Below are 26983 nucleotides of genomic sequence, written 5' to 3' on the forward strand. Positions count from 1 at the left end.
TTAGTCCTGCTCGGCGGCATAGGGATCGGCGACACCGATCCCGGCCAGGATTTCGCGCTCCTCGGCCTCCATCTCCTCGGCCTCGGCCTCGTCCTCGTGGTCGCGGCCCAGCAGATGCAGCACGCCGTGGACCACCAGATGGCTGAGATGATCGGGCAGGGTCTTCTTCTGCGCCACAGCCTCGTCGGCGCAAACGCCGTAGGCCAGGACGATATCGCCCAGATGCGGCGCGGCGCCGAGAAGCTCGGGAAGTTCGGGCGCCGGGAAGGACAGGACATTGGTCGGCTTGTCCTTGTCACGGAACCGGGCGTTCAGGTCCCGCACCGTCTCGTTGTCGGTCAGCAGGACGACGACATCGCCCTGAACCGTTCCAAGAGCCGCCGTCGCCGCACGCTCGACCACGGCCTCGACCTCAGGCAGGGCGGCGGACCAGTCGTCCGCCTCGACTTCGATCTCGATCATGCCAGGTCTTCACGGTCCGAGGCAGGGCGTCCCCTTGCAGCATCGGCGTCATAGGCGCGCACGATCCGCTCGACCATGGCGTGGCGCACCACGTCCGAGGCGTCGAACTTCAGCACCCCCACCCCCTCGACCCCGTCCAGAATCCGCAGGGCGTGGGCAAGGCCGGAATCGCGCGGGTTCAACAGGTCGATCTGCGACGGATCGCCCGTCACGACCATCCGCGCCCCTTCGCCCAGACGGGTCAGCACCATCTTCATCTGCAGACGGCTCGTGTTCTGGGCTTCATCGACGATGACGAAGGCGTGGCTGAGGGTGCGGCCGCGCATGAAGGCGATGGGGGCGGCTTCGATCTCGCCCTTGTCGCGGCGGCGCTGCACGTCTTCGGCGCCCAGGATGTCGTTCAGCGCCTCCCAGATCGGGGCCAGATACGGGTCGACCTTCTCGTTCAAATCGCCGGGCAGAAAGCCCAGCTTCTCGCCTGCCTCGACCGCCGGGCGGGTGATGACCAGCCGGTCCACCTGTCCGCGCCGCAGCAGGGACGCGCCATAGGCCGCCGCCAGAAATGTCTTGCCGGTGCCCGCAGGTCCGACGCCGAAGGTCAGTTCGCACCGGCCCAGCATGTCCAGATAGGCGGCCTGGGCCTTGGTCTTGGGCACGATGGCGCCGCGCTTGCCGCCCGGCAGGGATACCCCGGCCGCCGCCATGCCCGGCGTGCCTTTTCCGCCGCGCGCCTGGCCCAGGGCGGCGCGCACATCGGCCTCGGTGACCTCGGCGCCCAGGGCCGCGCGCTTGGCCAGATCCTCGATCACCCGGCGGGCGTCGGATCGATCGCGCGTGCCGCCGTTGACCGAGACCCCGCCGCCCGGCGCCTCGACCAATACCTTGAAGGCGTCCTCGATCAGGGCGACGTGGCGGCTGTTCGGCCCGATGACCGCGCGCAGTTCAGCGTCATTCAGCGGTACGAACTCGGACTCTCTCGCCATCAAGCGGCCTTTTCTGATTGGGTCGGCGCAGCGTTCGGCTGCTGGGGCCCGTGGGGTGTGACAAGTCGGCCGTGCAGACTGTTCTGCTGACCCACAATGATCTCGACCGGAACGATCTGGCCGATCAGATGATCCGCATCATCGACATGGACCGACTGCAGATAGGGGGATCGGCCGATCGCCTGGCGACGGTGGGCGTGGCGGCCCTTGCGGTCGAACAGCACGTTCAGAACCTTGCCCGCCTGAGATTCATTGAAGGCGGTCTGCTGTTCGGTCAGCAGGGCGATCAGACGGTGCAGCCGCTCCCTGGCCACTTCCGGCTCGACCTGTTTGCCCATGCCTGCGGCCGGCGTGCCGGGGCGGGGCGAATACATGAAGGCGAAGGCCCCCGCGTAGTTCACCCGCTGCACCAGATCCAGCGTGTCCTCGAACTCCCTGTCGGTCTCGCCGGGGAAGCCGACGATGAAGTCCCCCGCCAGCGCCATGTCGGGCCGCGCCTGACGGATGCGGTCGATCAGGTCGAAATATTTCTGGCGCCCGTGCTTGCGGTTCATCAGCCGCAGGATGCGGTCCGACCCCGCCTGAACCGGCAGGTGCAGATAGGGCATCAGGGCGTCCAGATCGGCATGGGCGGCGATCAGGTCGTCGCTCATGTCGTTGGGGTGGCTGGTCGTATAGCGGATGCGGTCCAGGCCGGGGATTTCGGCCAGGGCGTAGGCCAGCTCGGCCAGGGTCGCCTTCTTGCCGTCGGGCCGCTCGCCGTCATAGGCGTTGACGTTCTGGCCCAGCAGCGTGACCTCGCGCACGCCCCGATCCGCCAATTGACGCGCTTCCTCCAGCACCGAGGCCAGGGGCCGCGACCATTCCGCGCCCCGCGTATAGGGCACGACGCAGAAGGTGCAGAACTTGTCGCACCCCTCCTGCACGGTCAGGAAGGCGGTCGGCCCCTTGGTTCCGCGCGCAGCGGGCAGGGCGTCGAACTTGTCGTCGGGGGCGAAGTCGGCGCCGATCCGCTCGCCCCGCGCCCGCGCCGTGCGGGTCAGAAGCTCGGGCAGCTGATGATAGGCCTGCGGGCCGACGACGATGTCGACGGCGGGCTGGCGCTTCATGATCTCCTCGCCCTCGGCCTGGGCGACGCAGCCGGCGACGGCGATGGTCATGTCCCCGCCGGTCTCGCGCTTGATGTCGCGCAGCTCGCGCATCTTGCCCAGCTCGGAATAGACCTTTTCCGCCGCCTTCTCACGGATGTGGCAGGTGTTCAGAATGACGAAGTCGGCCTCGGCCACATCCTCCGTCGTGGCATAGCCCAGCGGGCGCAGGACATCGGCCATGCGCTCGCTGTCATAGACATTCATCTGACAGCCATAGGTCTTGATGAACAGACGCTTGGTCGCATCCGTCGCCTTGGCTGGCTTGGAAACCAGGGTATCGGTCATGGGCGGCTTATGATCGCCCGGACAGGCGACGACAAGACGGGCAAGAAAACAGGCTCAGCCCGCGTCCACATCGGCCGGATCGACCCGCGCGGCGTGACGCTTGAAGATCAGGCCTTCGCGCTGCGACGGTTCGGCGCCCTCGATCGGCACGCCGTAAAGCTCCAGCTTGTGGCCGATCAGCTGGAAGCCCAGACGTTCGGCGATCTCGGTCTTCAGGCGCTCGATCTCGGCGTCGAAGAACTCGATCACCTCCCCCGACTTGGTGTCGATCAGGTGGTCGTGGTGATCGTCGCCCGCCTCTTCATAGCGGCTGCGCCCGTCGCCGAAATCATGCTTCTCGACCACGCCCGCCTCTTCGAACAGGCGCACGGTGCGATAGACGGTGGCGATGGAGATGTGCGGATCAATGGCCGAGGCGCGGCGGTACAGCTCCTCGACATCGGGGTGGTCCTCGGCGTTCGACAGCACGCGGGCGATCACCCGGCGCTGTTCGGTCATACGCATGCCGCGGTCGGCGCAAAGTTTTTCGATCCGGTCCATCCCCCTAGGATAGGGATTCGTCGCGCGTCAGGGAAGCGCCGGCGTGAGGGGATCGACAGACAGATCGCGACGCAGGGCCAGGGCGTCGATCCGGCGCCCGTCCGGGCCGGGGTAATAGGCTTTTCGACGGCCGATCTCGACGAAGCCGGCGCGGGCGTACAGGGCGCGCGCCGCCGCATTGTCCTCGGCCACTTCCAGAAAAAGGGTAGCGGCGCCGGCGGCCTTGGCGGCGACGCAGGCGCGCTCGACCAAACGCCGGCCCAGGCCCTGGCGACGTGCATCGGGTCGCACCGCCAGGGTCAGAATTTCCGCCTCGTCCAGCACCACGCGGATCAGGATGAAGCCGTCGGTATCCAGACCCAGCAGCACGCCCGGCTGGGCCAGAAGGTTGGTGAAGGCCTGGGCGTCCCACGGCGAGGCGAAAGCCTCGGCATGCAGGGCGGCTAGAACGTCCGGGGTCGTCGCGGTCATGCCGCCGGCTGGCGCGGTTGGCCCGGCAGGCGGCTGGGCGGGGTGGCGTCCGGCGCGCGCAGATAAAGCGGACGCGGCGGATGGGTCGCCGGATCGGCGGCGGCCGCCAGGCGTGCCAGGGCCTCGGGCGCCGGGGCGGCTCTCTCGTCGCTCTGCGAAATCTTCAGGTCGGGAAAGGCGGCCGACAAAACCGCCGCGCCGTTTCCGACCAGGGCGACAGCGGGGCCGAGCGAAGCGATCCGTTCAGCCGCCTGTTCCAGCGCCAGGGCCTCGGCGTCGCCCAGCGGTGCGCCATCAGCGAACAATCGGGCATAGACCTGCCCACGCCGCGCATCGATCAGGGCCGCCAGCGGCCTGTCCGGCGACCCCCGCGATGCGGCCAGGGCGTCCAGGGTCGAAATCCCCACGACCGGCCGATCCAGGGCGGCGCCCAATCCTTGGGCGAAGGCCAGGCCGACCCGCAAGCCCGTGAAGGAGCCGGGGCCCACCGTCACGCCGATCCGGTCCAGGCTCTCGAAGCCTCCGCCCGCCTCGGCCATCACGTCGCGCACCAGGCCGCCCAGCCGCTCTTGGTGCCCCTTGATCATCGGTTCGAATTGCACGGCCAGCGGACGGCCGTCCGCGAACACCGCCGCCGTGCAGGCGCCGAGCGCCGTATCGATCACCAGAAGTCTCATGGCGCCCTTTTAGGCGGGCTTGGCCAGAACCTCTACTAGCTGCGTGACGGCCTGCCTCACGGCGCGGCTCTCCATTCGGGCGAAACTGAGGGCGAGAGTGCGGCCTTCGACCGTGGCGCAAACGGCGCGCAGCAGGGCGGCGTCTGGGTCGGGCGACGGCTCGACTCTGTGAGGAAAGAAGGCCTGGATGGGCGCGCCCAGCGCCACGGCCAGTCCATGCAGGCGCGACGCCGATATGCGGTTACGCCCGCTTTCGTATTTCTGCACCTGCTGAAAGCTGACGCCCACCTGGTCCGCCAGCGCCGACTGCGACAGGCCCAACGCCATGCGTCGCGCGGCGATCTGTGCCCCGACGAAGACGTCGACCGGCTCAGCGGCCCTTGGAGAGAGGTTGTGGCGAGGATTGACCATAACGAGTGTGTTTCACGCCTGAGCGATGAAATCAACGATTTTGTTTCATTCCCGCTCTAGCCTTGCGGTTACGGCCGACAGGCGGTCGATGGCTCCGCGAGCCAGAACCTCCATCTTGTCCGAGTGGGCCGCGCCGCGAACGGTGACGGTTTCCGCGTCGCCGGTCTCATAGATGCGGACGCGGGTTTCGCCGCCGAGCTCGATCACGCAGCCTTGGCCACGCCGTGGCCAGACCCCGAGCGCATATTCCAGCACCACCCCCGAATCCGCCCAGGGCGACAAGTCGTCGTTCAGGACTTGAAGGCGGCGAATCTGGCTGGGAGCGCCGGCGAATGCGCGGCCCCGGCTTTCCACAGCCTGCGCGGACGACGCGACGGTCGGCGTCCTGCCGGTCGAAGGCGCGGTCTCTGGCCCTAGCGCTAAGGCCAACGCCTCGGGCGTGGAATCCAGCGCGCCGGTCAGGCGGCGTTGCACATCGGGACGAAACAGGCCGGAGCGTCGGCCGGCCTCATACAGGCCCCACCCTTGGCTGGTCATATCCAGCCGCGCGCCAGCCTCGGCCTGCGACAGGCCTCGCTCGCGTCGTAGGGCGGCCAGCGCCTCGCCCAGGCGCAGGGCTTCGGGATCGGGAATGAAACGCGACATAGCCCGCAGGATGGCGCACCGGCGTGTCCAAGGCGAGGACGAAAAGGTTTCAGACGTTACAGCGTCTGCTCGACCCGCGTCACTTCCGGCACATAGTGGCGCATCATCTGCTCGACGCCGGCCTTCAAGGTGGCGGACGAGGACGGGCAGCCCGAGCAGGCGCCGCGCATGCGCAGGGCCAGGACCCCGGTCGCCTCGTCGAAGGAATCGAACAGGATGTCGCCGCCGTCCTGGGCCACGGCCGGGCGGATGCGGCTGTCCAGCAGGGCCTTGATCTCGGCGACGATCTCGCTGTCGTCCTCGGCATGGCCGTCGACTTCCGCGTCCGCACCGCGCGTCAGCGGCTGGCCCGAGACGAAATGATCCATGACGACGCCCAGAATCGGCGCCTTCATTTCCGACCATTCCGGCCCCTGGGGCTGGCGGGTCACCGACACATAGTCCGCGCCGAAGAAGACGCCGTCGACGCCTTCCAGCTCGAACAGGGCCTCGGCGAGGGGCGAGGCCGTCGCCTCGTCGATGGTGCGATAGTCCAGGGCGGCGGCCGGCGACACGTCGCGGCCGGGCAGGAACTTCAGCACGTTGGGATTGGGCGTGGGTTCGGTCTGGATGAACATGGGCGGGAGATGCGCTCGCCCCCGCCCCGTTGCAAGACCTCAGGCCCGATCTAGCGTTTCTTGAGGCCGCCCAAGATGCCGCGCATCAGTTCGCGCGTCAGGGTCGACCCGGCGGTGCGAAGGACCGACTTGGTCAGGGCCTCAATCGGCGTTTCGCGCGTGGAGCGGCGAGGCGGGGCCGCCGTCGTCCGCGCCGCCCGCGCCTCGGCCTGGGCCTGCGCTTTTGCTGCAGCCTGCGCCGCTTTCTCGTCGGCCTTGGCCTTGATCTGGGCGGCCTTGTCGGCCTCGGCCTGGGCTTTCGCCTGAACCGCCGCCTGATCGGCCGCACTGTGGCGGTTGGCCAGGATTTCGGCGGCGGATTCGCGGTTCAGGACCTGATCGTACAGGCCGCGAACCGGGCTGGCGGCCATGATCGCCGCGCGCTCGGCGTCGGTTGCGGGCCCCAGGCGCGAGGCCGGGGGGCGAATCTTGGTGCGGGCCACGACGGTCGGCGCGCCCTTCTCGTCCAGCACGGAAACCAGGGCCTCGCCCACGCCCAGCGCCTGGATCGCCTCGGCTGTGTCGAATGCTGGGTTGGTGCGGAAGCTCTCGGCTGCCAAGTTCAAGCCACGCTGCTCGGCTGGCGTATAGGCACGAAGCGCATGCTGAATGCGATTGCCCAATTGGCCTAATACCGTTGGCGGAATGTCTGCTGGATTCTGTGTGACGAAATAGATACCGATGCCTTTTGAGCGTATTAGGCGCACCAGTTGTTCGATTTTCTCGAGTAAGGACTTGGGAGAGTCGCGGAAAAGAAGGTGAGCTTCGTCGAAAAAGAAAACCATTCTAGGTTTTTCAGGATCACCAATCTCTGGAAATTGTTCAAAAAGCTCAGAAAGTAACCAAAGCAAGAAGGCCCCGTACAGGCGAGGATTGTTCATTAATCTTGTGGCGTCGAGAACATTTACTTGGCCTCGGCCATCCAAGCTGGTGCGCACCATGTCATCCAGCCTCAGTGCTGGCTCACCTAGGAAACCCGCGCCGCCTTCTCTTTCTAGCTGCAGTAATGCACGCTGAATGGCGGCGATAGAGGCTGGGGCGACGGCGCCTACTTCTCTGCCGATTCTCGATGCGTTTTCGCTGACATATGCCAAGAGACTTCTTAGATCGTCGAAGTCCAGCAGCAGAAGCTTTTCGCTGTCGGCCACATGATATGCAACGGTCAGCACGCCCTCCTGAACCTCGTTCAGATCCAGCATCCGCGCCATCAGCACCGGGCCGATCTCGGAGACTGTGGTGCGGATCGGGTGGCCTTTCTGGCCGTAAAGATCCCAGAACACGACCGGCGCCGCGCGCGGCGTCAGGGTCAGGCCCATTTCGGTCGCGCGCGCGATCAGCTTGTCGCTGGGCGCGCCGACCTGCGAAATGCCCGACAGGTCGCCTTTTACGTCTGCGCAGAAGACCGGCACGCCTGCGTCGGAAAAGCCCTGCGCCATGATCTGCAACGTCACCGTCTTGCCCGTGCCGGTGGCCCCGGCGACCACGCCGTGGCGGTTGGCGCGGTTGAACAGCAGGTTTTCCGGCTGAGCTGTGTCGGACTGGCCGAGGAACAGGCCGGGCAGGGCGTCGGGCATTGGGGTCTCCGATGGCGTCTCGACGAAAGGTCTAGCGCGTTCCAAACGCCGCCGGAACAGCGATTGACGCCGCCGTCGCACGGTTCGACAAGACCAGGATGAAAAGCCCCGTCGCTGTTCCGTCCTCGACCGTGTCCCGAAACGCCGTCGCCCTGATCGCCACCGTGGCGGCGGGGGCGGCGCTGTACTGGCTGCGGGACATATTGACCCCGCTGGCCATGGCCATCTTCCTTTTGATCATGATCGACGGGGTGAAGCGGTCGGTCGAGGCGCGCACGCCGCTGAGCCATCGGTGGGCGGGGATCGCGGCTCTGACGCTGGTGGTGCTGGCCTTCTTCGCCTCCATCGCCATCATCGTGAACGGGGCGGCCGGCTTCTTCGGCGAGGCGTCGGGCGTCTCGGCCAACATCGGCCCGCGCATCGATCAGATCATTCGCGACGTCTATGGGCTGGTGCGGCTGAACAATCCGCCCACGGCCCAGGACCTGATCAACGGCGTGGATGTGCGCGGGTGGCTGACCTCCATGGCCTTCCAGGTCCAGGGGATCGTGTCCGGCGCCTTCTTCGTGATGGTCTATCTGGGCTTTCTGCTGGCCTCCCAGGCGGGGTTCCGAAAGAAGATCGTCGCCATGTTCCCGCAGAAGGCCCAGCGGGACGAGGCCGTGGCGGTGTTCCAGCGCGTGCGCGGCGGTGTCGAGGGCTATATCTGGGTCCAGTCGGTGACCGGGGTGATGATCTGCGTCGTCGCCTGGATTCTGATGCGGGCCGTGGGGCTTCAGAACCCGGAGTTCTGGACCTTCGTCATCTTCATCGTCGGCTTCATTCCCGTTCTGGGCGGGGCGATCGCGGGCTTGGCGCCGCCGATCTTCGCCCTGGCGCAGTTCGAAAGCTATTGGCCCGCCGCCATCCTTCTGGTCGGGCTGCAGGTCATACTGTTCGTGGTCGGCAACTTCATCCAGCCCCGGATGCAGGGCGACAATCAGAACATCGACCCGGTGGTGGTGCTGCTGGCCCTGGCCTTCTGCGGCAAGATGTGGGGCGTAGTCGGCATGTTCCTGTCCACGCCGCTGGCGGTGATGGCGATGGCCATCCTGGCCGAGTTCAGGGGATCGCGCTGGATGGCGGTCCTGCTGTCCGGCGACGGCGAACCCTATGCGGACGAGGGCAAGACGACCGACAAGCCCAAGCCGGTTCGCCGCAAGCCCAGACCGGAGCCTGCGGCGGAGGGCTGATCAGGGCTGCCAGCCGCTGATCTGGTCCGCCTCGCTCTCGCCGGCCAGGGCGCCGCGGGTCTTTTTCACCTCGGCCCAGGCGGCGCGCAGCAGGGCGGGCACGCCCTCGCCCGACACGCCCGACACCAGCATGGGGCGACGACCGGCGACGGCCTCCAGTTCGGCGGCCTTCTCCTCGCGCGCCTCGGGCGTCAGGGCGTCGATCTTATTCAGCGCCAGGATCTCGGCCTTGTCCGCCAGGCCCTCGCCATAGGCCTCCAGTTCGCCGCGAATGATCCGGTAGGCCTCGACCACGTCGTCCTGCGTGCCGTCGATCAGGTGGATCAGGCTGGCCGAGCGTTCGACGTGACCCAGAAAGCGGGTGCCGAGGCCCGCGCCCTCGCTGGCGCCCTCGATCAGGCCGGGGATGTCGGCGATGACGAACCGCTCGGACGGCGACAGGTCCACCATCCCCAGGTTCGGCGCCAGGGTGGTGAAGGGATAGTCCGCGATCTTGGGCTTGGCGGCGCTGGCGGCCGACAGGAAGGTCGACTTGCCCGCATTGGGCAGGCCCGCCAGACCGATGTCGGCGATCAGCTTCAGCCGCAGCCATATCCAGCGTTCCTGCCCCTCCTGGCCCGGATTGGCGTAGGTCGGCGCCTGATTGGTCGGCCCCTTGAAGCGCACATTGCCCCAGCCGCCGTTGCCGCCCTTCAGCAGCAGTTCGACCTTGCCGGCCACATCCATGTCCAAGAGGACCGTTTCCTTGTCCTCGTCCAGAACCTGCGTTCCGACGGGCACCTTCAGATGCACGTCCTCGCCCTTGCCGCCATGCATCTGGCGGCCCTGGCCGTGGTGGCCGGTCTGGGCCTTGAAATGCTGCTGATAGCGATAGTCGATCAGGGTGTTCAGCCCCTCGACCGCCTCGATCCAGACGTCGCCGCCCTTGCCGCCGTCGCCGCCGTCGGGACCGCCGTTGGGAATGAACTTCTCGCGTCGGAACGACACGGAGCCCGCGCCGCCGTTGCCGGAGCGGATATAGATCTTGGCCTGGTCGAGGAACTTCATCGCGGGCTTATGCCGCAGAAGCGCGACGAATTACAGGCGTGACCGCAAGGATCATCGTGTCGAGAAGTTCAGTCTGACTTCGCGCGGTCCGGTCTGGCCGGGCTGAGCGCGCGCCGTTCTGACGCCGCGGATGGCCTCGCGACCAAAGCCCATGCCCGCAGGCGTCTCGGAAACGACGACGCAGTTCGTGGCGGCGCCGTTCTCCATGAAGACGCATCGCAGCACGACCGATCCCGAAGCGCCGGCTTCCAGCGCCTTGGGCGGCGTTTCAACCCTCGGCGGCTCGGCCCAGACGACGGGAGGCGGCGATGGCGCCGGAGCTGTCTGGATTAGGACGGCGGCGAGAAGTGCGGTCAACATGGACGCACCTTAACCCTCGGCGGTTGCAGCGCAAGCCGCCCTTTACCCCTGCCCGTCAGCCGGGCTTCAACGCCAGGGTCACCGTCTTGATGTCTACATACTCGTCGATGCCGTGGATCGAGCCTTCGCGGCCATAGCCGGATTGTTTGACCCCGCCGAACGGGGCGACGGCGGTGGAGATCAGGCCGGTGTTGACCCCGCACATCCCGGCCTCGATCCGGCGCGAGAACCGCATGGCCCGGTCCAGATCGCGGGTGAACAGATAGGAGGCCAGGCCGTAGTCGCTGGCGTTGGCCTTCTCCAGCGCCTCCTCCTCGGTGTCGAAGACGAAGACCGGGATCATCGGGCCGAAGGTCTCTTCCTCGCGGAACAGTTCGTCGTTTCCCCCCAGGGTGACGGTGGGCTGGAAAAAGCGGCCGCCCAGCTCATGGCGCGATCCGCCGGTCAGGACGCGCCCGCCGTCCGCCTTGATCGCCGCGACGTGCTTCTCGACCTTGTCGATAGCCTTGTCCTCGATCAGCGGCCCGACCTTCACGCCGTCTTCGAAGGCGGCGCCGACCTTGATCTTCGACACCTCGGCGGCCAGTTTTTCGGCATAGGTCTCGGCGACCGATCGCTGCACATAAACGCGGTTGGGGCAGACGCAGGTCTGGCCCGAGTTCCTGAACTTGCCCTTGATGGTTTCCGCGACCGCCAGGTCCAGATCGGCGTCGGCGAAGACGATCAGCGGAGCGGCGCCGCCCAGCTCCATCGACACCCGCTTCAGCGTGGGCGCGCACTGCTCGGCCAGCTTGCGCCCCACGCCGGTCGAACCGGTGAAGCTCAGCTTGCGGATGTCGGAACTGTCGGTCAGCGCCTTGCCGATCGTGGCCGCATCGCCGGTGACGATGGACAAAGCGCCCTTCGGCAGGCCCGCCTGATAGGCCAACTCGGCCAAGGCGATGGCGGTGAACGGCGTCTGGCTGGCCGGCTTGACCACGGCGGTGCAGCCCGCCGCAAAGGCCGGGCCAAGCTTCCTCGTCAGCATGGCGGCGGGGAAGTTCCAGGGCGTGATCAGGGCGCACGGTCCCACGGCTTCGCGATAGGTCAGGATCAGATGGCCCAGCGGGCTGTCCTGGGTCTCGCCGATCAGCCGCTCGGCCTGACCCGCGAACCATTTCAGAAAGCCGTTGGCATACACGACCTCGCCCTTGGCCTCCTCGAACGGCTTGCCGTTCTCCAGCGCCATCAACGCGCCCAGACCCTCGATATTCTCGTCGATCAGCGCGGCCCAGGCTCGCAGAAAGGTCGCGCGCTTGTGCGGATCAGATCGGGACCAGTCGATGAAGCTATCGGTCGCGGCCGCCACGGCGCGCTCGGTCTCGACGGCTCCCAGGTTCGGCACATGGCCGATAACTTCGCCGGTCGCCGGGTCGTCCACGGCGACGCCCGATCCGTTGGCCAGGATGGGCTCGCCTGCGATCAGGGCGTGCTGTTTCAGCAGGGCCAGGCCGGCGTTGCGGGCGGTGTCGTTCACGGCGATCTCCTGAAGGCGGTCCTGAAACCAACAAGGCCCCGACGAAGCGGGGCCTTGCAAGTCGGTCGATGCAGCCGGGGCTGCGTCGAAATCAGTTCTTGGCGTCTTGGGCGGCGCCGGTGACGGCCTGGCCGGCGGCCTGGGTGTCGCGGCCGACGCCTTCGACTGTGTTGCAGGCGGCGGTGGTCAGGGCGGCGGCGGCGGCGACCAGAACGAACATCTTGCGCATGAAGAGACTCCAGGGTTGGCCGAGGCGAACACCCCGGTCTTGCCTGATCAACGCGACCCCCCGGCGGCGGTTCCTTTGCCGTCCGCAGACTTGTCGAGCGGATCGACCGGCATCAGCGCCTCGGGCGTGGCGAAGGTCATGCGGGCGATGGTTCCGCCGCCCGGCGCCGCTACGAATTCGGTTTCGCCACGCAGCTGTTTGGCGAAGGCGCTCATCAGGGTGCGTCCCACCCCGACCTCCGCGCCGGCGGGCGCGCCGGGACCGTTGTCCTCGACTTCCAGAACCGAGGTGTCGCCCTGGACGCGGAACCGCACCTTCAGCTCGCCGCCGTTCAGCGCGAAGGCGTGCTTCTGGGCGTTGGTGACCGCCTCGACCAGCCACAGCGCCAGCGGCGCCAGCTTGTCCGGATCGACGTGCAGGGAATCGGCGTCCACCGAACTGATGACCACCGGGCCGCGCCCGACCTCGCTGGCGATCAGCTGGCCGACCAATTCATTCAGGAATTCGCGCGCATCCGCGTGGCGGATGTCGGCGCTTTGATAAAGGGTGCGATAGATCAGGGCGAGCGCCGAAATCCGCTGGCGCGTGTCGCCCAACGCGGCCTTGGCCGGGGCGTCGGTCAGGGCCCGCTGCTGCATCGACAGCAGGGACGAGATGATCTGCAGATTGTTCTTCACCCGGTGATGGATTTCGCGCATCAGCGCGTCCTTCTCGGCCAGGGCGTCGGTCAGTTCACGGTCGCGTGCAGTGATGGCCTCGGCCATCTCGTCCAGCGTCTTGGCCATGGTGCGGATTTCGGCGGGCGCGTTCATGGCCTGAAGCGGCCGCACGGAAAACCGCCCCCGCGCATAGATGGCCGCCACCCGCTCCAGATAGTCCAGCCAGCGAATGAAGATGCGTTCGGACAACAGCATCACCGCCGCGAACGCCGTCAGCCAGGCGCCCAGCGGCAGCAGAAGCGTGCCGATCGGATTCAGCCGCGCCCAGGACAGCAGCCCCTGAGACGGGGCGGACAGCAGGGCGTAGAGATCGCCGCCGGCCAGGGCCGCCCCGGCGTAGTCGCGCCGCTCGCCGCTAGCGTCGCGCGCCTCGAACACGGCTGACCCCTGCGCCCGCGCCCGCGAAACCCAGCCCGCCAGATCGTCGCCTCCAGACAGGCGGAAGACGCCGGCCTCGCTGGCGGTCAGTATGCGCCCGCCGCCGTCGGTCAGGGCCGCTTGAGAGCCTGAGGGCAGGGCGGGGTCGTTCAGGTCGGGTTGCAGCGCCGACAGCGGGATCACCGCCACCATGGCGCCGTCGAATCGGCCCATCGGCCGTTCGGCCCGCGTCGCCACGATCAGGGCGGCGTGATAGCCGGCGTCCTCGGGCGCGCGCATGACCACCAGGTCCTCGCCGTTGCGCAGACGTTGAAACCACGGGGCGTTCGTCGCGGGCGCCACGCCGGACCGCAGGCCGCCCTGTCGATCGGAGGCGCAGGTCGCCTCGCCGGTCGGGCTGATGCGATAAAGCCCCTCATAGCCGTCCAGCCGACCGACCAGGGCCGTGAGCCGCGCCGCGCAATAGGGCCCAGCCGCGTCGGGGCTGAGCGCGCGCAGAAGAACCTGGGCGCTGTCCAACTGCGCCTTGGCGTCCGACGCGCTGCGTTCGGCCGCCAGCTGCAGATCGACCTGACGGTCCTCGGCCTGACGTCGGAAATCGGCCTGGGTCTGGATCAGGCTGAGGACGAATATCGGCAGGAGGGCCATGGCCATGGCCATGCCCAGCCGAAAGCGGATGCCCTGGAACCGGTCCTTCGTCCATGTGCGGGCCAGGCGCGGCCGTGGGGCGTCAGACGGCGCATTCACCGCCGATCAGCTCCGTGCGCCGGCCAGCCTGTCGGCCTCGCCCAGAATGGTCCGCATGGCCTCGCCGGCCGCCTGGCCGTCACGGCTGTAACCGCCCTTTTCCAGCGTGGCCAGGAGCGCGCGTCGCGCCCGGCTGACGCGACTCTTGACGGTGCCGACCGCGCAGCCGCAGATTTCGGCCGCCTCTTCGTAGGCGAAGCCGCCGGCGCCGACCAGGATCAGCGCTTCGCGCTGTTCTTCCGGCAGGGTCTTCAGCGCCTGACGCAGTTCGTCCAGGGCGACGGGCGCCTCGGGGTCATCGACGGCGACCAGAGTGCGTTCGGCGGCTTCCTGGTCCAGCTGCGACTGGCGCCACGAGCGGCGCTTCTCCGAATAGAACTGGTTGCGCAGGATCATGAAGGTCCAGGCCTTCATGTTGGTGCCCATCTGATAGCTGGCGCGCGCGTCCCAGGCCTTCATCATGGCGTCCTGCGCCAGGTCGTCGGCGGCGGTGGGATCGCCGGTCAGGGTGCGGGCGAAGGCGCGCAGATGCGGGATCAGCAGCACCAGTTCGCGCTTGAAGCCTTCGTCGTCGGCTGACGCCGGCTTCGGGGCGGCTCCCAGGCGTGAGGTGCTCATGCGGGACCGTCCGCCGCCCTGGCGTCAGCGCGTTTCAGGATTTCCAGGAACTCGTCCGGCACCGGCTCGTTGACGACTTCGTCGAACATATGGCGCAGCTTCACGCCGATGGCCTGTTGGCGAAGGCGGGCTTCTTCCAGGTCTGCCTCCCCTGTTTTGTCGGCGCCCCCCAGGCGCGAGGAGTCATTAGAATCAATCATAGACAGAACAAGGCCCACCCAACGGTCGTCGCAGAGATGCCAGCCCTTAACGTCGTCCCGCCGGGCCGGTTCCTCCATGAAACAGATTTTACGCCCAAGCTTGATCGAAACTGGGGAACCGCGACCGATATGATACGTTCAGCATCGCTGTAGCGCTTTCCCTTGCCGGGACGGCGGAGATTTGTCGGGGACTATCTGAATGAGCCTTTTGGCTAGACTCGCGCCGCACCTGCCTTACGTGCGTCGCTACGCCCGCGCCCTGACCGGCGATCAATCCACGGGCGACAACTATGTGCGCGTCGCGTTGGAGGCTTTGGCGGCCGGCGAGCAGCAGCTGTCTTCGGACATGACGCCCCGCGTGGCTCTCTATCACGTGTTTCACGCCATCTGGTCATCGACCGGCGCCCAGCTGGAAACGGGCGAGCTGGAGACCACCGGCGACGCCTCGCAGCGGCTGCTGCGCATCGCGCCGCGTTCGCGCCAGGCCTTCCTTCTGACCGCGCTGGAAGGGTTCACCCCGTCCGAGGCGGCCCAGATCCTGTCGGCGGACCCGCGCGACGTCGAGCGGCTGATCGCCGACGCCCAGGCCGATATCGACGCCGAACTGGCCACCGACGTCCTGGTGATCGAGGACGAGGCCATCATCTCGGCCGACATCCAGAGTTTGGTGCAGGAACTGGGCCACCGCGTCACCGGCACCGCCACCACGCATGACGAGGCCATCGACGCCGTCGCTCGCCACAAGCCGGGCCTGGTTTTGGCCGACATTCAGCTGGCTGACGGGTCATCCGGGATCGACGCGGTGAAGGACATCCTGAAGACGCTGGACGTGCCGGTGATCTTCATCACCGCCTTCCCGGAGCGTCTGCTGACGGGCGAACGGCCCGAGCCGACCTTCCTGATCACCAAGCCGTTCCAGCCGGAAACGGTGAAGGCGGCGATTAGTCAGGCGCTGTTCTTCCACCCCTCCCGCCAGAAACAGGCCGCCTGAGGTCTGAGCCAGGCTGGTGGCTATAAGGCCCCGATCGCCCGTGGCGACGGGGCCTTTTCCGTGGTGCAGACGGGGTTTGGACCGGCTGAAAAGAAAAGCAAGGCCGCCGGGAACCGCCACCACGCGGCGCCGTTATCGGAGTGCGGAGGCGGCGACGCCCCCCGACTTGACTGGCGACAGCCGGTCATGCCGCCTCCGCGCCTCATTCTCGATGATGCCACTTCAAAGCGGTCCGCAAGGGCCGCTTTTTTCTTGCGCCTCGTCTCGACCCGCCGTCCCGTCCGGCTCAAGATGGTGGTCAAAGAAAACCTTCAGGAGAGACGCGGATGGCTTCGAAAGGCGGCAAGACGAATCGACAATGGGTGCTGCGCCAACGGCCCAAGGGGCTGATCCAGCCCGGCGACCTTGAGCTGGTCGAGACGCCCGTCCCCAATCTGGCCGAGAGCGAGGTGCTGGTCCGCACCGTCTATCTGTCGCTGGACCCCACCAACCGCACCTGGATGAACGATACGGAAGGCTATCTGCCGCCGGTGGGAATCGGCGAGGTCATGCGCGGCCTGACCCTGGGCGTGGTCGAGGCCTCACGCTCCAGCCGGTTCAAGGCCGGCGACGTGGTCATGCCGACCTCGGGCGGTTGGGCCGACTACGCCGTCGTGTCGGAGGGCGGCTTGCGTCCGGTCCACCGCGCGCCGGGCCTGCCGCTGACGGCCAATATGTCGGTGCTGGGCATGACGGGCCTGACCGCCTATTTCGGCGTGACCGATGTGCTGAAGGCCAAGACCGGCGAGACGATCGTCATTTCTGCGGCGGCCGGGGCGGTCGGCTCCATCGCCGGCCAGATCGCCAAACAGCGCGGTTGCCGCGTCATCGGCATCGCCGGCGGGCCGCAGAAATGCGCCTGGCTGACCGACGAACTCGGCTTTGACGCGGCCATCGACTACAAGAACGAGGACGTGGGCGAGGCGCTGGACCGGCTGGCCCCGGACGGCATCGATCTGAACTTCGAGAACGTCGGCGGCGACATCATGATTGCGGTGTTCAACCGCCTGAAGGTGCATGGCCGCATGGCGGTGTGCGGCCTGGTCTCGTCCTACAATGCGACCAAGGCGCCGCCGTCGCCGAACTTCGCGCGCATCATCACCCATCGTCTGCATGTCCAGGGTTTCCTGGTCCTGGACTACGCCGCGCGCGCCAAGGAGATGGTCGCCGAGATGGGGCCTTGGCTGGCCGATGGCCGGGTGAAATGGAAGGTGCACGTCGAGGACGGCCTGGAAGGCGCGGTCGATTCGCTGAACCGCTTGTTCACGGGCGATCACGACGGCAAGTTGCTGGTCCGGGTTTCCGAGGAACCCGCCTGATACTGTCACGGAAGGCCCGCGCATGAGCGACCCGCTGCACGTCCATTTTGAAGACCTGGAAGTGGGACAGGTCGTGCCCCTGGGCGCCTGCGCGGTCGATCAGTCGGCGCTGGATGTGTTCGTCGAACGGTTCGCGCCGGGTTGGGACATGGCCTATGGCGCGCCGGACGCCATGGTCTATGTGCTGTGGAGCCGTCTGGCCGCCGACAAGTCTGGCGGTTGGGCCCAGACCAAGGTCCTGGCCGTCGACGGCCTGCGCTATATGCGCAATCCCCCGGCGGGCGAGCTGTTGCGCGGGCGGATGACGGTGATGGGCAAGGATCCGGTCGGCGACGAAAAGGGCATCGTCATCGCCTCGCACGACCTGCTGGACGAGGCGGGGCGGCTGGTCTTCTCGTGTCTGACGCGCGCGGTCTTCTCGCGGCGCTGAAAATGAAGACGCCCCGACGGCGCGAACCGTCGGGGCGTCTTTTTTGGTCTGAACGTCCGTCTTAGTTGACCGTCGTCGGCTGCGCCTGACGCAGGAAGGCCAGGGCGATCAGGCGGTCCCAGCCCAGCAGCGACACCAGGTGGGCGTAGATCTGGCCCAGGGCGCCGTTGTCGCGCAACTCGGCCAGCTTCTCGGCCGGCAGGGCGCGCAGCTTGTCTTCCGACACGGCGTAGTATTCGGCCAGCTTCTGCGGCTCGCCGGGCGTGCCGTCGGGGTTGCGCGGCGTGAACACGGCGTCGCGCGTGTCCAGCAGGTCCAGGTCCTTGATCAGCTGGACGAAGCTTTCCGTGCGTTGGCGTTCCTGTTCGAAGTTGTTGCAGAACTCCATCGCCATGTTCGTGTAGTCGCTGGGCTGGCCCTCGACGAACAGCGGGTTCTCGCCGCCCTCGGCGACGATGGCCGCGCCGCGGTCGATGCACAGGATCAGACGTTGGTTCTGCTTGTCGTCGGCGAAGACGAACGGATAGCGACGGACATAGGCGGGCACATAGGCGTCGGCGCGGAATTCGCCGTCGTCGGCGACGAACAGGTTCTCACCCTGGCGCAGCCCCATGACCACGACCGGCTGGCGGTTATCGCCGGTGAAGATGATCGGATACGACAGGGCGGCGGCGGCGAACTCGGTGACCGTCAGCGGTACGATGTTCGTCTGGGCCACGAAGGCGTAGGGCTTGTCGGTCGGATTGACGCCCAAGGTCCCATGAACGCTCTGATCCAGCGGCTCGGGGTTCACATAGAAGAGGACATTGCCTTCGAGCGGCGAGTTGTTCGTGTCGGTCATGAAGCGAGGACGCTCTGGATAATGAAGTTATGAGGCGCGCCTTCTAACCCAAGCCCGCGTCAGCGGCAAACCCGCGATGCTTCGGTTGCAGCCAGGGGCCTCAGCCATTAGCTGTGGGCCATGGGCAGCGCCTGCGATCACGATCACGACCATTCCGGCCTGAAGGGCGGCGCGCTGGATCGCGCCCTGGCCCAGGCCGAGGCGCGCGCGGTCAAGGACGGCGAGCGGATGACCGCCCAACGCCGCCGCGTGCTGGCCCTGCTGCTGGAGGCCGGAGAGCCGGTCAAGGCCTATGACCTGATCGCCCGCTTCGGCGAGGACGGCCAGGCCGCCAAGCCGCCCACCGTCTATCGCGCGCTGGAGTTTCTGGAGCGGCTGGGCATGGCCCACCGCATCGCCTCCATCAGCGCCTATGTCGCCTGCAGCAGCGAAGAGGGCGACGCCATCCACGCCGCCGCCTTCCTGATCTGCGACTGTTGCGGCGCAACGCGGGAGGTCACAGGCCCGGACCATGGCGCCATGGCCGCCGCCGCCTCGGCCGCCGGCTACGCCATCGTCCGCACCACCATCGAGGCGCACGGCCGCTGCGCCGCCTGTCGCGAGGCGGCCTGATCATGGATGCGGCGCTGATGTCCCCACCGCGCCGCCTGTCCGTGCCCATCGACAATCGCTGGGGCGCCGGCGAGATGGCGGTGCTGGACTTCGGTGATCCGAACCGGCCGGTCGATCTGATCTTCAGCCATGCCAACGGCTTCAACGCCGCCACCTATCGCAGCCTCTTGTCGCCCCTCTCGACGTCGCTGCGCATCTGGGCGCCGGACCTGCGCGGCCACGGCCGCTCGACCCTGCCGACCTTCGCCCGACCCAAGACCAGCTGGCGCGATCACCGCGACGACCTGCTGGCGCTGCTAGAGGCGGTGGACGGGCCGCCGGTGGTGATGGCCGGTCATTCAATGGGCGGGACCGCCTCCTTGCTGGCCGCGGCTGAAAGGCCCGATCGAGTCTCCAGCCTGGTGCTGTTCGATCCGGTAATCTGGAAACGCGCGGCGGTCGCAGCCTTCAACCTGCCCTTCGCCCATCGGTTCGTGGGACGCATCCCGATCGCGGCGGCTGCGCGCCGCCGTCGCAGCCGGTTCGACAGCCGCGAACAGGCCATGGCGGCCTATCGAGGGCGCGGCGCCTTCAAGGGTTGGCCAGACGCGGTTCTGGCCGACTATCTGTCCGAGGGGCTGGTCGAGACGGAAGGCCAGGACGGCTTCGATCTAGCCGCCGCCCCGGCGTGGGAGGCCGCCAACTACGCCGCCCAGGCGCACGATCCCTGGCGCGCGCTGCGCCGCTACGCTGGGCCCGTCCATATCCTGAAGGCCGAACATGGGGCGCTGACCCAACTGCCTGCGGCGCCGCGCGGCCTTCCGAACGTCAAGGTCGACGTGGTGCGGGGCGGGGGGCATCTGTTCCCCATGACCCACGCCGACATCGCGCGCGACGCCCTGTTCGAAGCCGCCGTCTGAAATGATTTCTGTAGGCTGAACAAAGTCCCGCGCTATAAGGGCGCCGCTGAGCATAACTCCCCGCCCGAGACGCCGTTTGTCCTTCTTCCACGCCGGTCCCGCGCCCAAAGGCGCCGGCCCCCGTTCCGGGGCGCTGCGCGACGGCCTGATCCTGGCGCCGGGCATGAAGGTCGGGCTGTTCGGCGGCTCGTTCAATCCGGCGCACGACGGCCACGCCCATGTGGCGGAAACCGCCATGCGCCGTCTGGGCCTGGACCGGGTGGTGTGGCTCGTCTCGCCTCAGAACCCGCTGAAGGACGCCCGCCACAGCGCCCCCCTGGGCGAGCGGATGGCCTCGGCCCGCGCCCACGCCCACGGCCCGTCCATGATCGTCTCGGATTTCGAGAGCCGGGCCGGCACCGCCTGGACGGTCGACACCCTGCGCCTTCTCGTCGCGCGGCATTCCGGCGTGCATTTCGTCTGGCTGATGGGGTCGGACAATCTGGCCAGCTTCCACCGCTGGCGCGGATGGACCGACATCATGCGTCTGATGCCGGTCGCGGTGATCGCCCGGCCGGGCTCTCTGCTGGACAGCCGCACCGCCCCGGCGGCCGCCCGCTTCGCCGGTTTCCGCATTCCCGAGCGCGAGGCGGGCCTGTTGCCGACCCTGGTCGCCCCGGCCTGGACCTATCTTACCGCGCCGCTGAATCCGCTGTCCTCGACGGCCATTCGCAGCGCCGGGGCGCGCCGCGCGGGCGCATCCTCGGGATCGCCCACAGCATCGCCCACGGGGGCGTGATTGCGGCGCCGGTTCACGTTTCGGCCCATCCGTGCTAGAGGGCGTCTTTAGTCAACGCTCCCGGAGCCCTCCGCTGACCCCCTCGCCCGCGTACGATACGCAAGACGCCGCCGTTTCGAACACGGCGCACGAGATGGACCCTATCGAACCTCTCCATTCCGAAGACGGCCCTGAATCCAACCTGGCTTTTGGCGAGTCCGCCCCCCGCCCGGTCGGCTCCACCCCGCTGGAAGAAGCCCTGCTGAGCCGCCTCGACGAAGATAAGGCCCAGGACCTGGTCCTGATCGACCTGAAGGGCAAAAGCGCCATGGCCGACACCATGATCGTGGCGTCCGGCCGATCGCACCGTCACGTCGGCGCCATCGCCGACCACCTGCTGCGCACCCTGAAGGAGCAGGGTCTGGGCAAGGCCAAGGTCGAGGGCCTGCCGCATTGCGACTGGGTGCTGATCGACGCCGGCGACGTGATCGTCCACCTGTTCCGCCCCGAGGTCCGCACCTTCTACAACATCGAGAAGATCTGGGCTGTCGATTCCGCGCACCGCACCGCGCGCGACTGACACCATGAAGCTGGGCATCGTCGCCATCGGCCGGCCGGGCCGGGGGCCTGAGGCGACGCTGGCCGACGACTACGCCCGGCGCGCCACCCTTGCGGGACGCGCGCTGGGCCTGGGGCCCCTGGAACTGATCGATCTGGAACCCCGGAAGCCGGGCAAGGCGCCAGAGGCCGAGTTGATCCTGGCCGCCAGCCAGGGCGCGCACCTGATCGCCTGCGACGAACGCGGCAAGACCTATTCCTCGCGCGCCTTCGCCGACCATATCGCCAGGCTGCGTGATCAGGGCGAACGCCGTCTGGTCTTCGCCATCGGCGGGGCGGACGGGTTGGACGACAGCGTGCGGGCTGCGGCATCCTCGACCCTGGCTTTCGGCCCTCAGACCTGGCCCCACGCCCTGGCCCGCGCCATGCTGGCCGAACAGCTCTATAGGGCCGTGACCATCCTGGCCGGATCGCCGTATCATCGCGACTGAGATGCGTCGCGCTCTGCCCCTTTCCCTCGCCCTGCTGACCGGCTTTGTCTGCGCCGCGCCCGCCGTGGGACGGCAGGCGCCGGAAAGCGAACTGTCGCGCATCCAGGCCGAATATCGCGACGAGGCGGTGCGGGCGCGCCGTCTTCGCGCCGACGCCGACGCCGCCAAGGTCGAACTGGCCCAGCTGGAGCGCCGTCTGGCCACCCTGCGCGCCGACGCCCGCAACGACGACCGCCAGATCGACGATCAGCGCGCGCGTCTTAGGCAACTCAGCGAACGCGAGGCCGAACTGGTCTCCAGCCTGGCGCGTGAGCGGGGCGCCCAGAGCCGCCTGCTCAGCGCGCTGCAGATGATGAGCCGCCGCCCTCCCCCGCCGCTTCTGGTCCCGGCGGACAAGGCCATCGCCACCGTGCGCGCCTCCATCCTGCTCAAGGCCATGACCCCTGACCTGGAGCGCCGCGCCCAGGCCCTTGCGGCGCGTCAGGCCGAGATCATGCGCATCCGGCGCCTGGCCGTCCTGTCGTCCGAACGCCTGCTGACGACCGAGAGCGCCCAGGGGGATCGTCGGGCCGAGATCGAGGGGCTGACATCGCGCAAGACCGCCCTGACCGCCGTGCTGAACGCCGAGGCGCGGGCCGCCGAACGCGCCGCCGACGTTCTGGAGCGCCGCATTCGCGATCTGGGCGGCGCCGTGCCGGAGGCCGAGGCCGTCGAGACGCGCACGGCGCGCCTGCCCGCCAACCGCGCCCGTCTCAGCCCGCCGGTCGGCGGCGCGCCGACCCAGACCTGGGGGCCGGGGACGTCCGGCTGGCGCTGGCGCGCGGACCGGACGACGATCAAGGCGCCCGCCGACGCCAAGGTCGCCTACGCCGGGCCGCTGACCGGCTGGGGGCAGGTGGTGGTGCTGGACCTCGGCCCCGGCTGGCGCGCGGTGATCGCCGGGCTGGAAAGCGTCGACGTCCACGGCGACGCGCGTGTGGCGGACGGCCAGACCCTGGGCCGAAGCGGGCCGGACGGCGATGTCTATTTCGAACTGCGCCGCGACGAACGACCCATCGATCCGGGGCCGTGGTTGCGCTGAACCTGCAATAGTCCTTTGCATTATCCTCCGACGCTGATTTTATCGGCGGGACGCCGCGTCGCCACGATTTGGTCGTGTCTGCGGGGCCTTACCCTTCCAACGGGCGCCTTGAATGATCGGCCCGACCGAAAGAGACCGAATGCGTAAACTGCTCCTCGTCGGCTGCGCCGCACTGGTGCTCGGCGGCTCCGCCGCTGCTGTCTCAAGCCAGACGCCCCGCAACGAAACCTTCCGCATGCTGGAGCTGTTCGGCGACGTGGTCGGGATCGTGGAGCAGGCCTATGTCGTCCCGGTCGACAACAAGAAGCTGATCGAGGCGGCGCTGGCGGGCATGATGACCGCGCTGGACCCCCATTCCAACTATCTGCCGCCGTCCAACTACAGCGAACTGCGCGAGCGGACCGAGGGTCAGTATTCGGGCGTCGGTCTGACCATCAGCGCCGACGGCGGCATGGTGAAGGTCATCTCGCCGATGGACGACAGCCCCGCCGCCAAGGCCGGGGTCCAGGCGGGCGACGTCATCTCCTCCATCGAGGGTCAGAACGCGGCGGGCCTGACGGTCAGTCAGGTGTCCGAGAAACTGCGCGGCGCCGTGGGCACCAGCGTCAAGGTGACCTTCCTGCGCGACGGGTCCGATCCGCTGGAGGTCGTCCTGACCCGCGAGGTCATCAAGGTCCAGTCGGTCACGGGCCGGGTCGAAGGCGACTTCGGCTATCTGCGCGTCTCGACCTTCAACGAGAACACCGGCCGCGAGTTGAACGAGGCCATCGCCAAGATCAAGGCCGAGAAGCCGGGCGTGAAGGGCTATGTCCTGGACCTGCGCAACAACGGCGGCGGCCTGCTGAACGCCGCCATCGACGTGTCCGACGCCTTCCTGGAACGCGGCGAGATCGTCAGTCAGCGCGGCAGGAAGCCCGAACAGATCCAGCGCTATTCCGCCAAGCCCGGCGACATCACCGGCGGTCTGCCGCTGGTCGTTCTGGTCAACTACGGCTCGGCCTCGGCGTCGGAAATCGTCGCCGGCGCCCTGAAGGATCATCAGCGCGCGACCATCGTCGGCCTGACCAGCTTCGGCAAAGGTTCGGTCCAGACCGTGATCCCGCTGCGCCAGGGCCAGGACGGCGCCCTGTCGATCACGACCGCGCGCTACTACACCCCCTCCGGCGCGTCGATCCAGAAGATCGGCATCGAGCCGGATCTGGAGGTCGCCCGGTCCGAGGCCGAGGCCCGCATCGTCTCACGCTCCAGCTTCATCTATTCCGAGGCCGCCTACGCCACGGCGCTGGACGCCTCCATCGGCGCCGAGCGCAAGGGTCCGCACACCCCGCGCGAAGCCCCGGGCGACAAGTTCGACAAGGAAAAGGACTATCAGCTTCAGCGGGCGCTGGACGTTCTGCGCGTCGGCGGCGACCTGTCGAAACTGCCTGCCGCGCCCGAAGGCGTCGTCGTCACCGAACCGGGCTCCACGCCCAAGCCCGACGCCGCCCCGGCGGCGGACGAACCCAAGGAAGAATAGGTCGGGAAAGGGCGGCGCCAGCCGCCCTTTTTATTGCGCCTACGACAGTCGGTCGCGGAAGGCCGAATAGTCGAAGTCGCGCACCGTCCTCAGCGCATCCGTCTGGGAGTTCCACAGCACGATGGACGGCAGCGGCACGCCGTTGAAGGTGTTGGTCTTCACCATCGAATAGTGGGCTTGGTCCAAAAACGCGATCCGTGTTCCGGGCGTCGGCCGTTCGGCGAAGACGTAGTCGCCGATGATGTCGCCGGCTAAACACGACGGCCCGCCCAGCCGCACCGTTACGCCGTGTTCGGGTTCGTTCAGCAGCGCGGGGCGATAGGGCGCCTCGATCACATCGGGCATATGGCAGGTGGCGGAGATGTCGGTGATGCCGATGGGCATGCCGTTGTCGAACACGTCCAGCACTTCCCCGATCAGGATGCCGGCGTCCAGCGCCACGGCCTCGCCCGGCTCCAGATAGACCTGAACCCCGTGCCTGGCCTGCAGATCGCGTACGAAGGCGATCAGATCGTCGGTCTGATAGTCGGCGCGGGTGATGTGGTGCCCCCCGCCAAGGTTCAGCCATTTGATCCCTCCCAGCAGAGGGGCCAGTTTCGGCTCCACCGCCGCCCAGATGCGCGACAGCGGCTGAAAGTCCTGTTCGCACAGGGCGTGGATATGCAGCCCGTCCACCCCATCCAGATGTTCGGGCTTCAGTTGCGACACCGGAAAACCCAGGCGCGAGCAGGGCTGGGCCGGGTCGTATTTGGCGACCTCGCCTTCGGAATGTTCGGGGTTCAGCCGCAGGCCGATCTCGAACACTTGCCCTTCGGCCCGCGCCCCAGCGATCAGATCGTCGAAGCGGGCGATCTGGGCCGGGTTGTTGAAGATGACGTGGTCCGACAGACGCAGGATCTCGGGCAGGTCCTGCGCCGTATAGGCCGGCGAATAGGTTGTCAGCTCGCCCTTGTAGAACTCGCGCGCCAGCCGCGCCTCCCACAGGCCCGAGGCGCAGACCCCGTCGAGGTATTCGCCAACCACATCGGCCAGCGACCACATCGAAAACGCCTTCAGCGCCAGAAGCACGCGCGCCTCCGCTCCGTCACGCACGCCCTTCAGCACGGACAGATTGCGGCGGACGGCCGCCTCGTCCACCACGAAGGCGGGCGAGGCGACGCGGTTCAGGTCGAAATGCGCAAAGGCGCCCGGATCGCCGGCCTGGGTCTGCATTCAATCGGTCCGATCAGAAGTCCAGGGGGGCGTCCAGGTCCTGCACCTTCCACGGCAGGCCGTGCTGGTTCAGCATGTCCATGAAGGGATCGGGGTCCAGCTGTTCCATGTTGAACACGCCGTCGCCCTTCCACTGGCCGGTCACCATCAGGGCCGCGCCGATCATGGCGGGGACGCCGGTGGTGTAGCTGACCGCCTGGTTGCCGGTCTCGGCATAGGCCTCTTCGTGGTCGCAGATGTTGTTGATGTAGACCGTCTTCTTGACCCCGTCCTTCAGGCCGGTGGCGATGACGCCGATGTTGGTCTTGCCCTTGGTGATCGGACCCAGCGAGGCGGGCTCGGGCAGCAGGGCCTTCAGGAACTCGATCGGAATGATCTCGCGGCCCTGGAACTGCATCGGCTCGATCGAGGTCATGCCGATGTTTTCCAGCACTTCAAGGTGTTTCAGATAGCTGTCGCCGAACGTCATCCAGAAGCGGATGCGCTTGATCTCGGGATAGAATTTCGCCAGCGATTCCAGCTCCTCATGGTACATGAGGTACATATTCTTCTCGCCCACGCCTTCGAAGTCGAAGACCTGCTTGTGGCTCAGCGCCGGGCCTTCGACCCACTGGCCGTTCTCCCAGTGACGCGAGTTCGCCGTCACTTCGCGCAGGTTGATCTCGGGGTTGAAGTTGGTCGCGAAGGGCAGGCCCGTGTCGCCGCCGTTGCAGTCCAGGATGTCCAGCATCTCGATGGAATCCAGCAGGTGCTTCTTGACGTAGGTGGTGAAGACCGAGGTCACGCCGGGGTCGAAGCCCGAACCCAGCAGCGCCATCAGGCCCGCGTCCTTGAACCGGTCCTGATAGGCCCACTGCCACTTGTATTCGAACTTGGCCTCGTCGCGCGGCTCGTAGTTGGCGGTGTCCAGATAGTTCACGCCCGCCGCCAGACAGGCGTCCATGATCGACAGGTCCTGATAGGGCAGGGCCAGGTTCACGACCAGTTCGGGCTGCACCTTCTGGATCAGGGCCGTGGTCGCCGCCACGTCGTCGGCGTCGATGGCGGCGGTGTCGATGGCCACGCCAAAGCGCGACTTCACCGATTCCGCTATGGCGTCGCACTTGGACTTGGTGCGGCTGGCCAGGGTGATATGCGAGAAGATGTCCGTATTCATCGCCATCTTGTGGACGGCCACCGAACTGACGCCGCCCGCGCCGATAACCAGCACCTTGCTCATTCGTGCTTCTCCCGAAGTCAAAAACCCTGGCGACAACGCCGCCCCTATAAAGGGCGCGGCTCTTAGCACGATGATGACAATCCGCTAAATGTCTTACTGAAGGTCAGGCTTATAGCG

The 26983-nt window shown here is 67.4% G+C and carries 31 protein-coding genes; 11 read left to right on the plus strand and 20 right to left on the minus strand.

The genetic code is table 11. The features are described from left to right. From ybeY to ACYX4P_RS03950, 10 genes are read right to left on the minus strand one after another with little or no spacing between them, the layout of a single operon-like run. Complete coding sequence (gene ybeY, locus ACYX4P_RS03905; protein ID WP_248119409.1) at positions 1 to 462, minus strand: rRNA maturation RNase YbeY; 462 nt, start codon at positions 460 to 462, stop codon at positions 1 to 3. Next, the gene (locus ACYX4P_RS03910) at positions 459 to 1445 is read right to left on the minus strand and encodes a PhoH family protein (protein ID WP_248119408.1); all 987 of its coding nucleotides are present in this window, start codon (positions 1443 to 1445) and stop codon (positions 459 to 461) included. Before ACYX4P_RS03910 ends, ybeY begins: the two co-directional genes overlap by 4 nt. Beyond that, complete coding sequence (gene miaB / locus ACYX4P_RS03915; protein ID WP_476070200.1) at positions 1445 to 2881, minus strand: tRNA (N6-isopentenyl adenosine(37)-C2)-methylthiotransferase MiaB; 1437 nt, start codon at positions 2879 to 2881, stop codon at positions 1445 to 1447. Before miaB ends, ACYX4P_RS03910 begins: the two co-directional genes overlap by 1 nt. Before the next feature lie 54 nt (positions 2882 to 2935). Then, a complete protein-coding gene (locus ACYX4P_RS03920) occupies positions 2936 to 3421 on the minus strand; it encodes a Fur family transcriptional regulator (RefSeq protein WP_248119406.1) in 486 nt (161 codons plus the stop codon). Positions 3422 to 3448: 27 nt separating this feature from the next. Further along, positions 3449 to 3892 (minus strand): ribosomal protein S18-alanine N-acetyltransferase, encoded by a 444-nt coding sequence (rimI, locus tag ACYX4P_RS03925; RefSeq protein ID WP_248119405.1) that lies wholly within the window; start codon positions 3890 to 3892, stop codon positions 3449 to 3451. Next, positions 3889 to 4569, minus strand: a complete 681-nt coding sequence (gene tsaB / locus ACYX4P_RS03930; protein WP_248119404.1) for a tRNA (adenosine(37)-N6)-threonylcarbamoyltransferase complex dimerization subunit type 1 TsaB — start codon at positions 4567 to 4569, stop codon at positions 3889 to 3891. Before tsaB ends, rimI begins: the two co-directional genes overlap by 4 nt. Positions 4570 to 4578: 9 nt before the next feature. After that, a complete protein-coding gene (locus ACYX4P_RS03935; protein WP_248119403.1) occupies positions 4579 to 4980 on the minus strand; it encodes a helix-turn-helix domain-containing protein in 402 nt (133 codons plus the stop codon). A 45-nt stretch (positions 4981 to 5025) separates the two neighbouring features. After that, positions 5026 to 5625, minus strand: a complete 600-nt coding sequence (locus tag ACYX4P_RS03940; protein WP_248119402.1) for a helix-turn-helix domain-containing protein — start codon at positions 5623 to 5625, stop codon at positions 5026 to 5028. Between the two features lie 56 nt (positions 5626 to 5681). Next, complete coding sequence (locus ACYX4P_RS03945) at positions 5682 to 6242, minus strand: NifU family protein (protein ID WP_248119401.1); 561 nt, start codon at positions 6240 to 6242, stop codon at positions 5682 to 5684. Positions 6243 to 6292: 50 nt separating this feature from the next. Next, complete coding sequence (locus tag ACYX4P_RS03950) at positions 6293 to 7855, minus strand: helicase HerA-like domain-containing protein (RefSeq protein WP_248119400.1); 1563 nt, start codon at positions 7853 to 7855, stop codon at positions 6293 to 6295. A 98-nt stretch (positions 7856 to 7953) separates the two neighbouring features. Between ACYX4P_RS03950 and ACYX4P_RS03955 the strand changes: the two genes are divergently transcribed. Next, entirely contained in the window at positions 7954 to 9087 is a 1134-nt protein-coding gene (locus ACYX4P_RS03955; RefSeq protein ID WP_248119399.1) for an AI-2E family transporter, read from the plus strand. Here the strand turns inward: ACYX4P_RS03955 and obgE are convergent, their stop codons facing one another. From obgE to nepR, 7 genes are all read right to left on the minus strand, one after another. Further along, positions 9088 to 10134 (minus strand): GTPase ObgE, encoded by a 1047-nt coding sequence (gene obgE / locus ACYX4P_RS03960; protein ID WP_248119398.1) that lies wholly within the window; start codon positions 10132 to 10134, stop codon positions 9088 to 9090. A 51-nt stretch (positions 10135 to 10185) separates the two neighbouring features. Then, on the minus strand, positions 10186 to 10494 hold the full coding sequence (locus ACYX4P_RS03965; protein ID WP_248119397.1) for a TonB family protein: 309 nt from the start codon (positions 10492 to 10494) through the stop codon (positions 10186 to 10188). A 55-nt stretch (positions 10495 to 10549) separates the two neighbouring features. Beyond that, positions 10550 to 12010 carry an NAD-dependent succinate-semialdehyde dehydrogenase gene (locus ACYX4P_RS03970; RefSeq protein ID WP_248119396.1) on the minus strand — a complete coding sequence of 487 codons (1461 nt, stop codon included), beginning with the start codon at positions 12008 to 12010 and terminating at the stop codon, positions 10550 to 10552. A gap of 91 nt (positions 12011 to 12101) precedes the next feature. Next, a complete protein-coding gene (locus tag ACYX4P_RS03975) occupies positions 12102 to 12239 on the minus strand; it encodes an entericidin A/B family lipoprotein (protein WP_248119395.1) in 138 nt (45 codons plus the stop codon). A gap of 47 nt (positions 12240 to 12286) precedes the next feature. Next, complete coding sequence (phyK, locus tag ACYX4P_RS03980) at positions 12287 to 13996, minus strand: sensor histidine kinase PhyK (protein ID WP_292075052.1); 1710 nt, start codon at positions 13994 to 13996, stop codon at positions 12287 to 12289. A 93-nt stretch (positions 13997 to 14089) separates the two neighbouring features. After that, the gene (locus ACYX4P_RS03985; protein WP_292046354.1) at positions 14090 to 14701 is read right to left on the minus strand and encodes a sigma-70 family RNA polymerase sigma factor; all 612 of its coding nucleotides are present in this window, start codon (positions 14699 to 14701) and stop codon (positions 14090 to 14092) included. Beyond that, positions 14698 to 14901, minus strand: a complete 204-nt coding sequence (gene nepR, locus ACYX4P_RS03990) for an anti-sigma T factor NepR (protein WP_248119495.1) — start codon at positions 14899 to 14901, stop codon at positions 14698 to 14700. The genes ACYX4P_RS03985 and nepR overlap by 4 nt, the downstream gene beginning before the upstream one ends. A gap of 199 nt (positions 14902 to 15100) precedes the next feature. On the opposite strand from nepR, the gene phyR reads away from it, so the two are divergent. The 3 genes from phyR to ACYX4P_RS04005 all read left to right on the plus strand — a co-directional run bounded on the left by phyR (position 15101) and on the right by ACYX4P_RS04005 (position 17680). After that, a complete protein-coding gene (gene phyR, locus ACYX4P_RS03995; protein ID WP_248119392.1) occupies positions 15101 to 15892 on the plus strand; it encodes an anti-anti sigma factor/receiver protein PhyR in 792 nt (263 codons plus the stop codon). Positions 15893 to 16218: 326 nt separating this feature from the next. After that, positions 16219 to 17250 (plus strand): NADP-dependent oxidoreductase, encoded by a 1032-nt coding sequence (locus ACYX4P_RS04000; RefSeq protein ID WP_248119391.1) that lies wholly within the window; start codon positions 16219 to 16221, stop codon positions 17248 to 17250. A 22-nt stretch (positions 17251 to 17272) separates the two neighbouring features. Then, positions 17273 to 17680: an acyl dehydratase gene (locus ACYX4P_RS04005; RefSeq protein WP_248119390.1), complete on the plus strand. Its 408-nt coding sequence runs from the start codon at positions 17273 to 17275 to the stop codon at positions 17678 to 17680. A gap of 61 nt (positions 17681 to 17741) precedes the next feature. On the opposite strand, the gene ACYX4P_RS04010 is transcribed toward ACYX4P_RS04005, so the two are convergent. Then, positions 17742 to 18521 carry a SapC family protein gene (locus ACYX4P_RS04010; RefSeq protein WP_248119389.1) on the minus strand — a complete coding sequence of 260 codons (780 nt, stop codon included), beginning with the start codon at positions 18519 to 18521 and terminating at the stop codon, positions 17742 to 17744. Between the two features lie 120 nt (positions 18522 to 18641). Between ACYX4P_RS04010 and ACYX4P_RS04015 the strand changes: the two genes are divergently transcribed. The 7 genes from ACYX4P_RS04015 to ACYX4P_RS04045 all read left to right on the plus strand — a co-directional run bounded on the left by ACYX4P_RS04015 (position 18642) and on the right by ACYX4P_RS04045 (position 24435). Further along, positions 18642 to 19133: a Fur family transcriptional regulator gene (locus tag ACYX4P_RS04015; protein ID WP_248119388.1), complete on the plus strand. Its 492-nt coding sequence runs from the start codon at positions 18642 to 18644 to the stop codon at positions 19131 to 19133. 2 nt (positions 19134 to 19135) lie between these two features. Then, entirely contained in the window at positions 19136 to 20032 is an 897-nt protein-coding gene (locus tag ACYX4P_RS04020; protein ID WP_248119387.1) for an alpha/beta fold hydrolase, read from the plus strand. Between the two features lie 163 nt (positions 20033 to 20195). Continuing rightward, entirely contained in the window at positions 20196 to 20810 is a 615-nt protein-coding gene (locus tag ACYX4P_RS04025) for a nicotinate-nucleotide adenylyltransferase (RefSeq protein WP_476070254.1), read from the plus strand. 133 nt (positions 20811 to 20943) lie between these two features. Continuing rightward, the gene (rsfS, locus tag ACYX4P_RS04030) at positions 20944 to 21369 is read left to right on the plus strand and encodes a ribosome silencing factor (protein WP_248119385.1); all 426 of its coding nucleotides are present in this window, start codon (positions 20944 to 20946) and stop codon (positions 21367 to 21369) included. Positions 21370 to 21373: 4 nt separating this feature from the next. Continuing rightward, positions 21374 to 21838 carry a 23S rRNA (pseudouridine(1915)-N(3))-methyltransferase RlmH gene (gene rlmH / locus ACYX4P_RS04035; RefSeq protein ID WP_248119384.1) on the plus strand — a complete coding sequence of 155 codons (465 nt, stop codon included), beginning with the start codon at positions 21374 to 21376 and terminating at the stop codon, positions 21836 to 21838. Between the two features lies 1 nt (position 21839). Next, positions 21840 to 22919: a murein hydrolase activator EnvC family protein gene (locus ACYX4P_RS04040; RefSeq protein WP_248119383.1), complete on the plus strand. Its 1080-nt coding sequence runs from the start codon at positions 21840 to 21842 to the stop codon at positions 22917 to 22919. Positions 22920 to 23058: 139 nt separating this feature from the next. Then, positions 23059 to 24435 carry a S41 family peptidase gene (locus ACYX4P_RS04045; RefSeq protein WP_248119382.1) on the plus strand — a complete coding sequence of 459 codons (1377 nt, stop codon included), beginning with the start codon at positions 23059 to 23061 and terminating at the stop codon, positions 24433 to 24435. A gap of 39 nt (positions 24436 to 24474) precedes the next feature. Here ACYX4P_RS04045 and ACYX4P_RS04050 read toward each other — a convergent pair whose 3' ends face one another. Next, positions 24475 to 25647: a carboxynorspermidine decarboxylase gene (locus tag ACYX4P_RS04050; protein ID WP_248119381.1), complete on the minus strand. Its 1173-nt coding sequence runs from the start codon at positions 25645 to 25647 to the stop codon at positions 24475 to 24477. A gap of 13 nt (positions 25648 to 25660) precedes the next feature. Further along, a complete protein-coding gene (locus tag ACYX4P_RS04055) occupies positions 25661 to 26866 on the minus strand; it encodes a saccharopine dehydrogenase family protein (protein WP_292046750.1) in 1206 nt (401 codons plus the stop codon). Positions 26867 to 26983 lie beyond the last annotated feature (117 nt).

This window comes from Brevundimonas sp. ABV4_179, assembly GCF_056311945.1.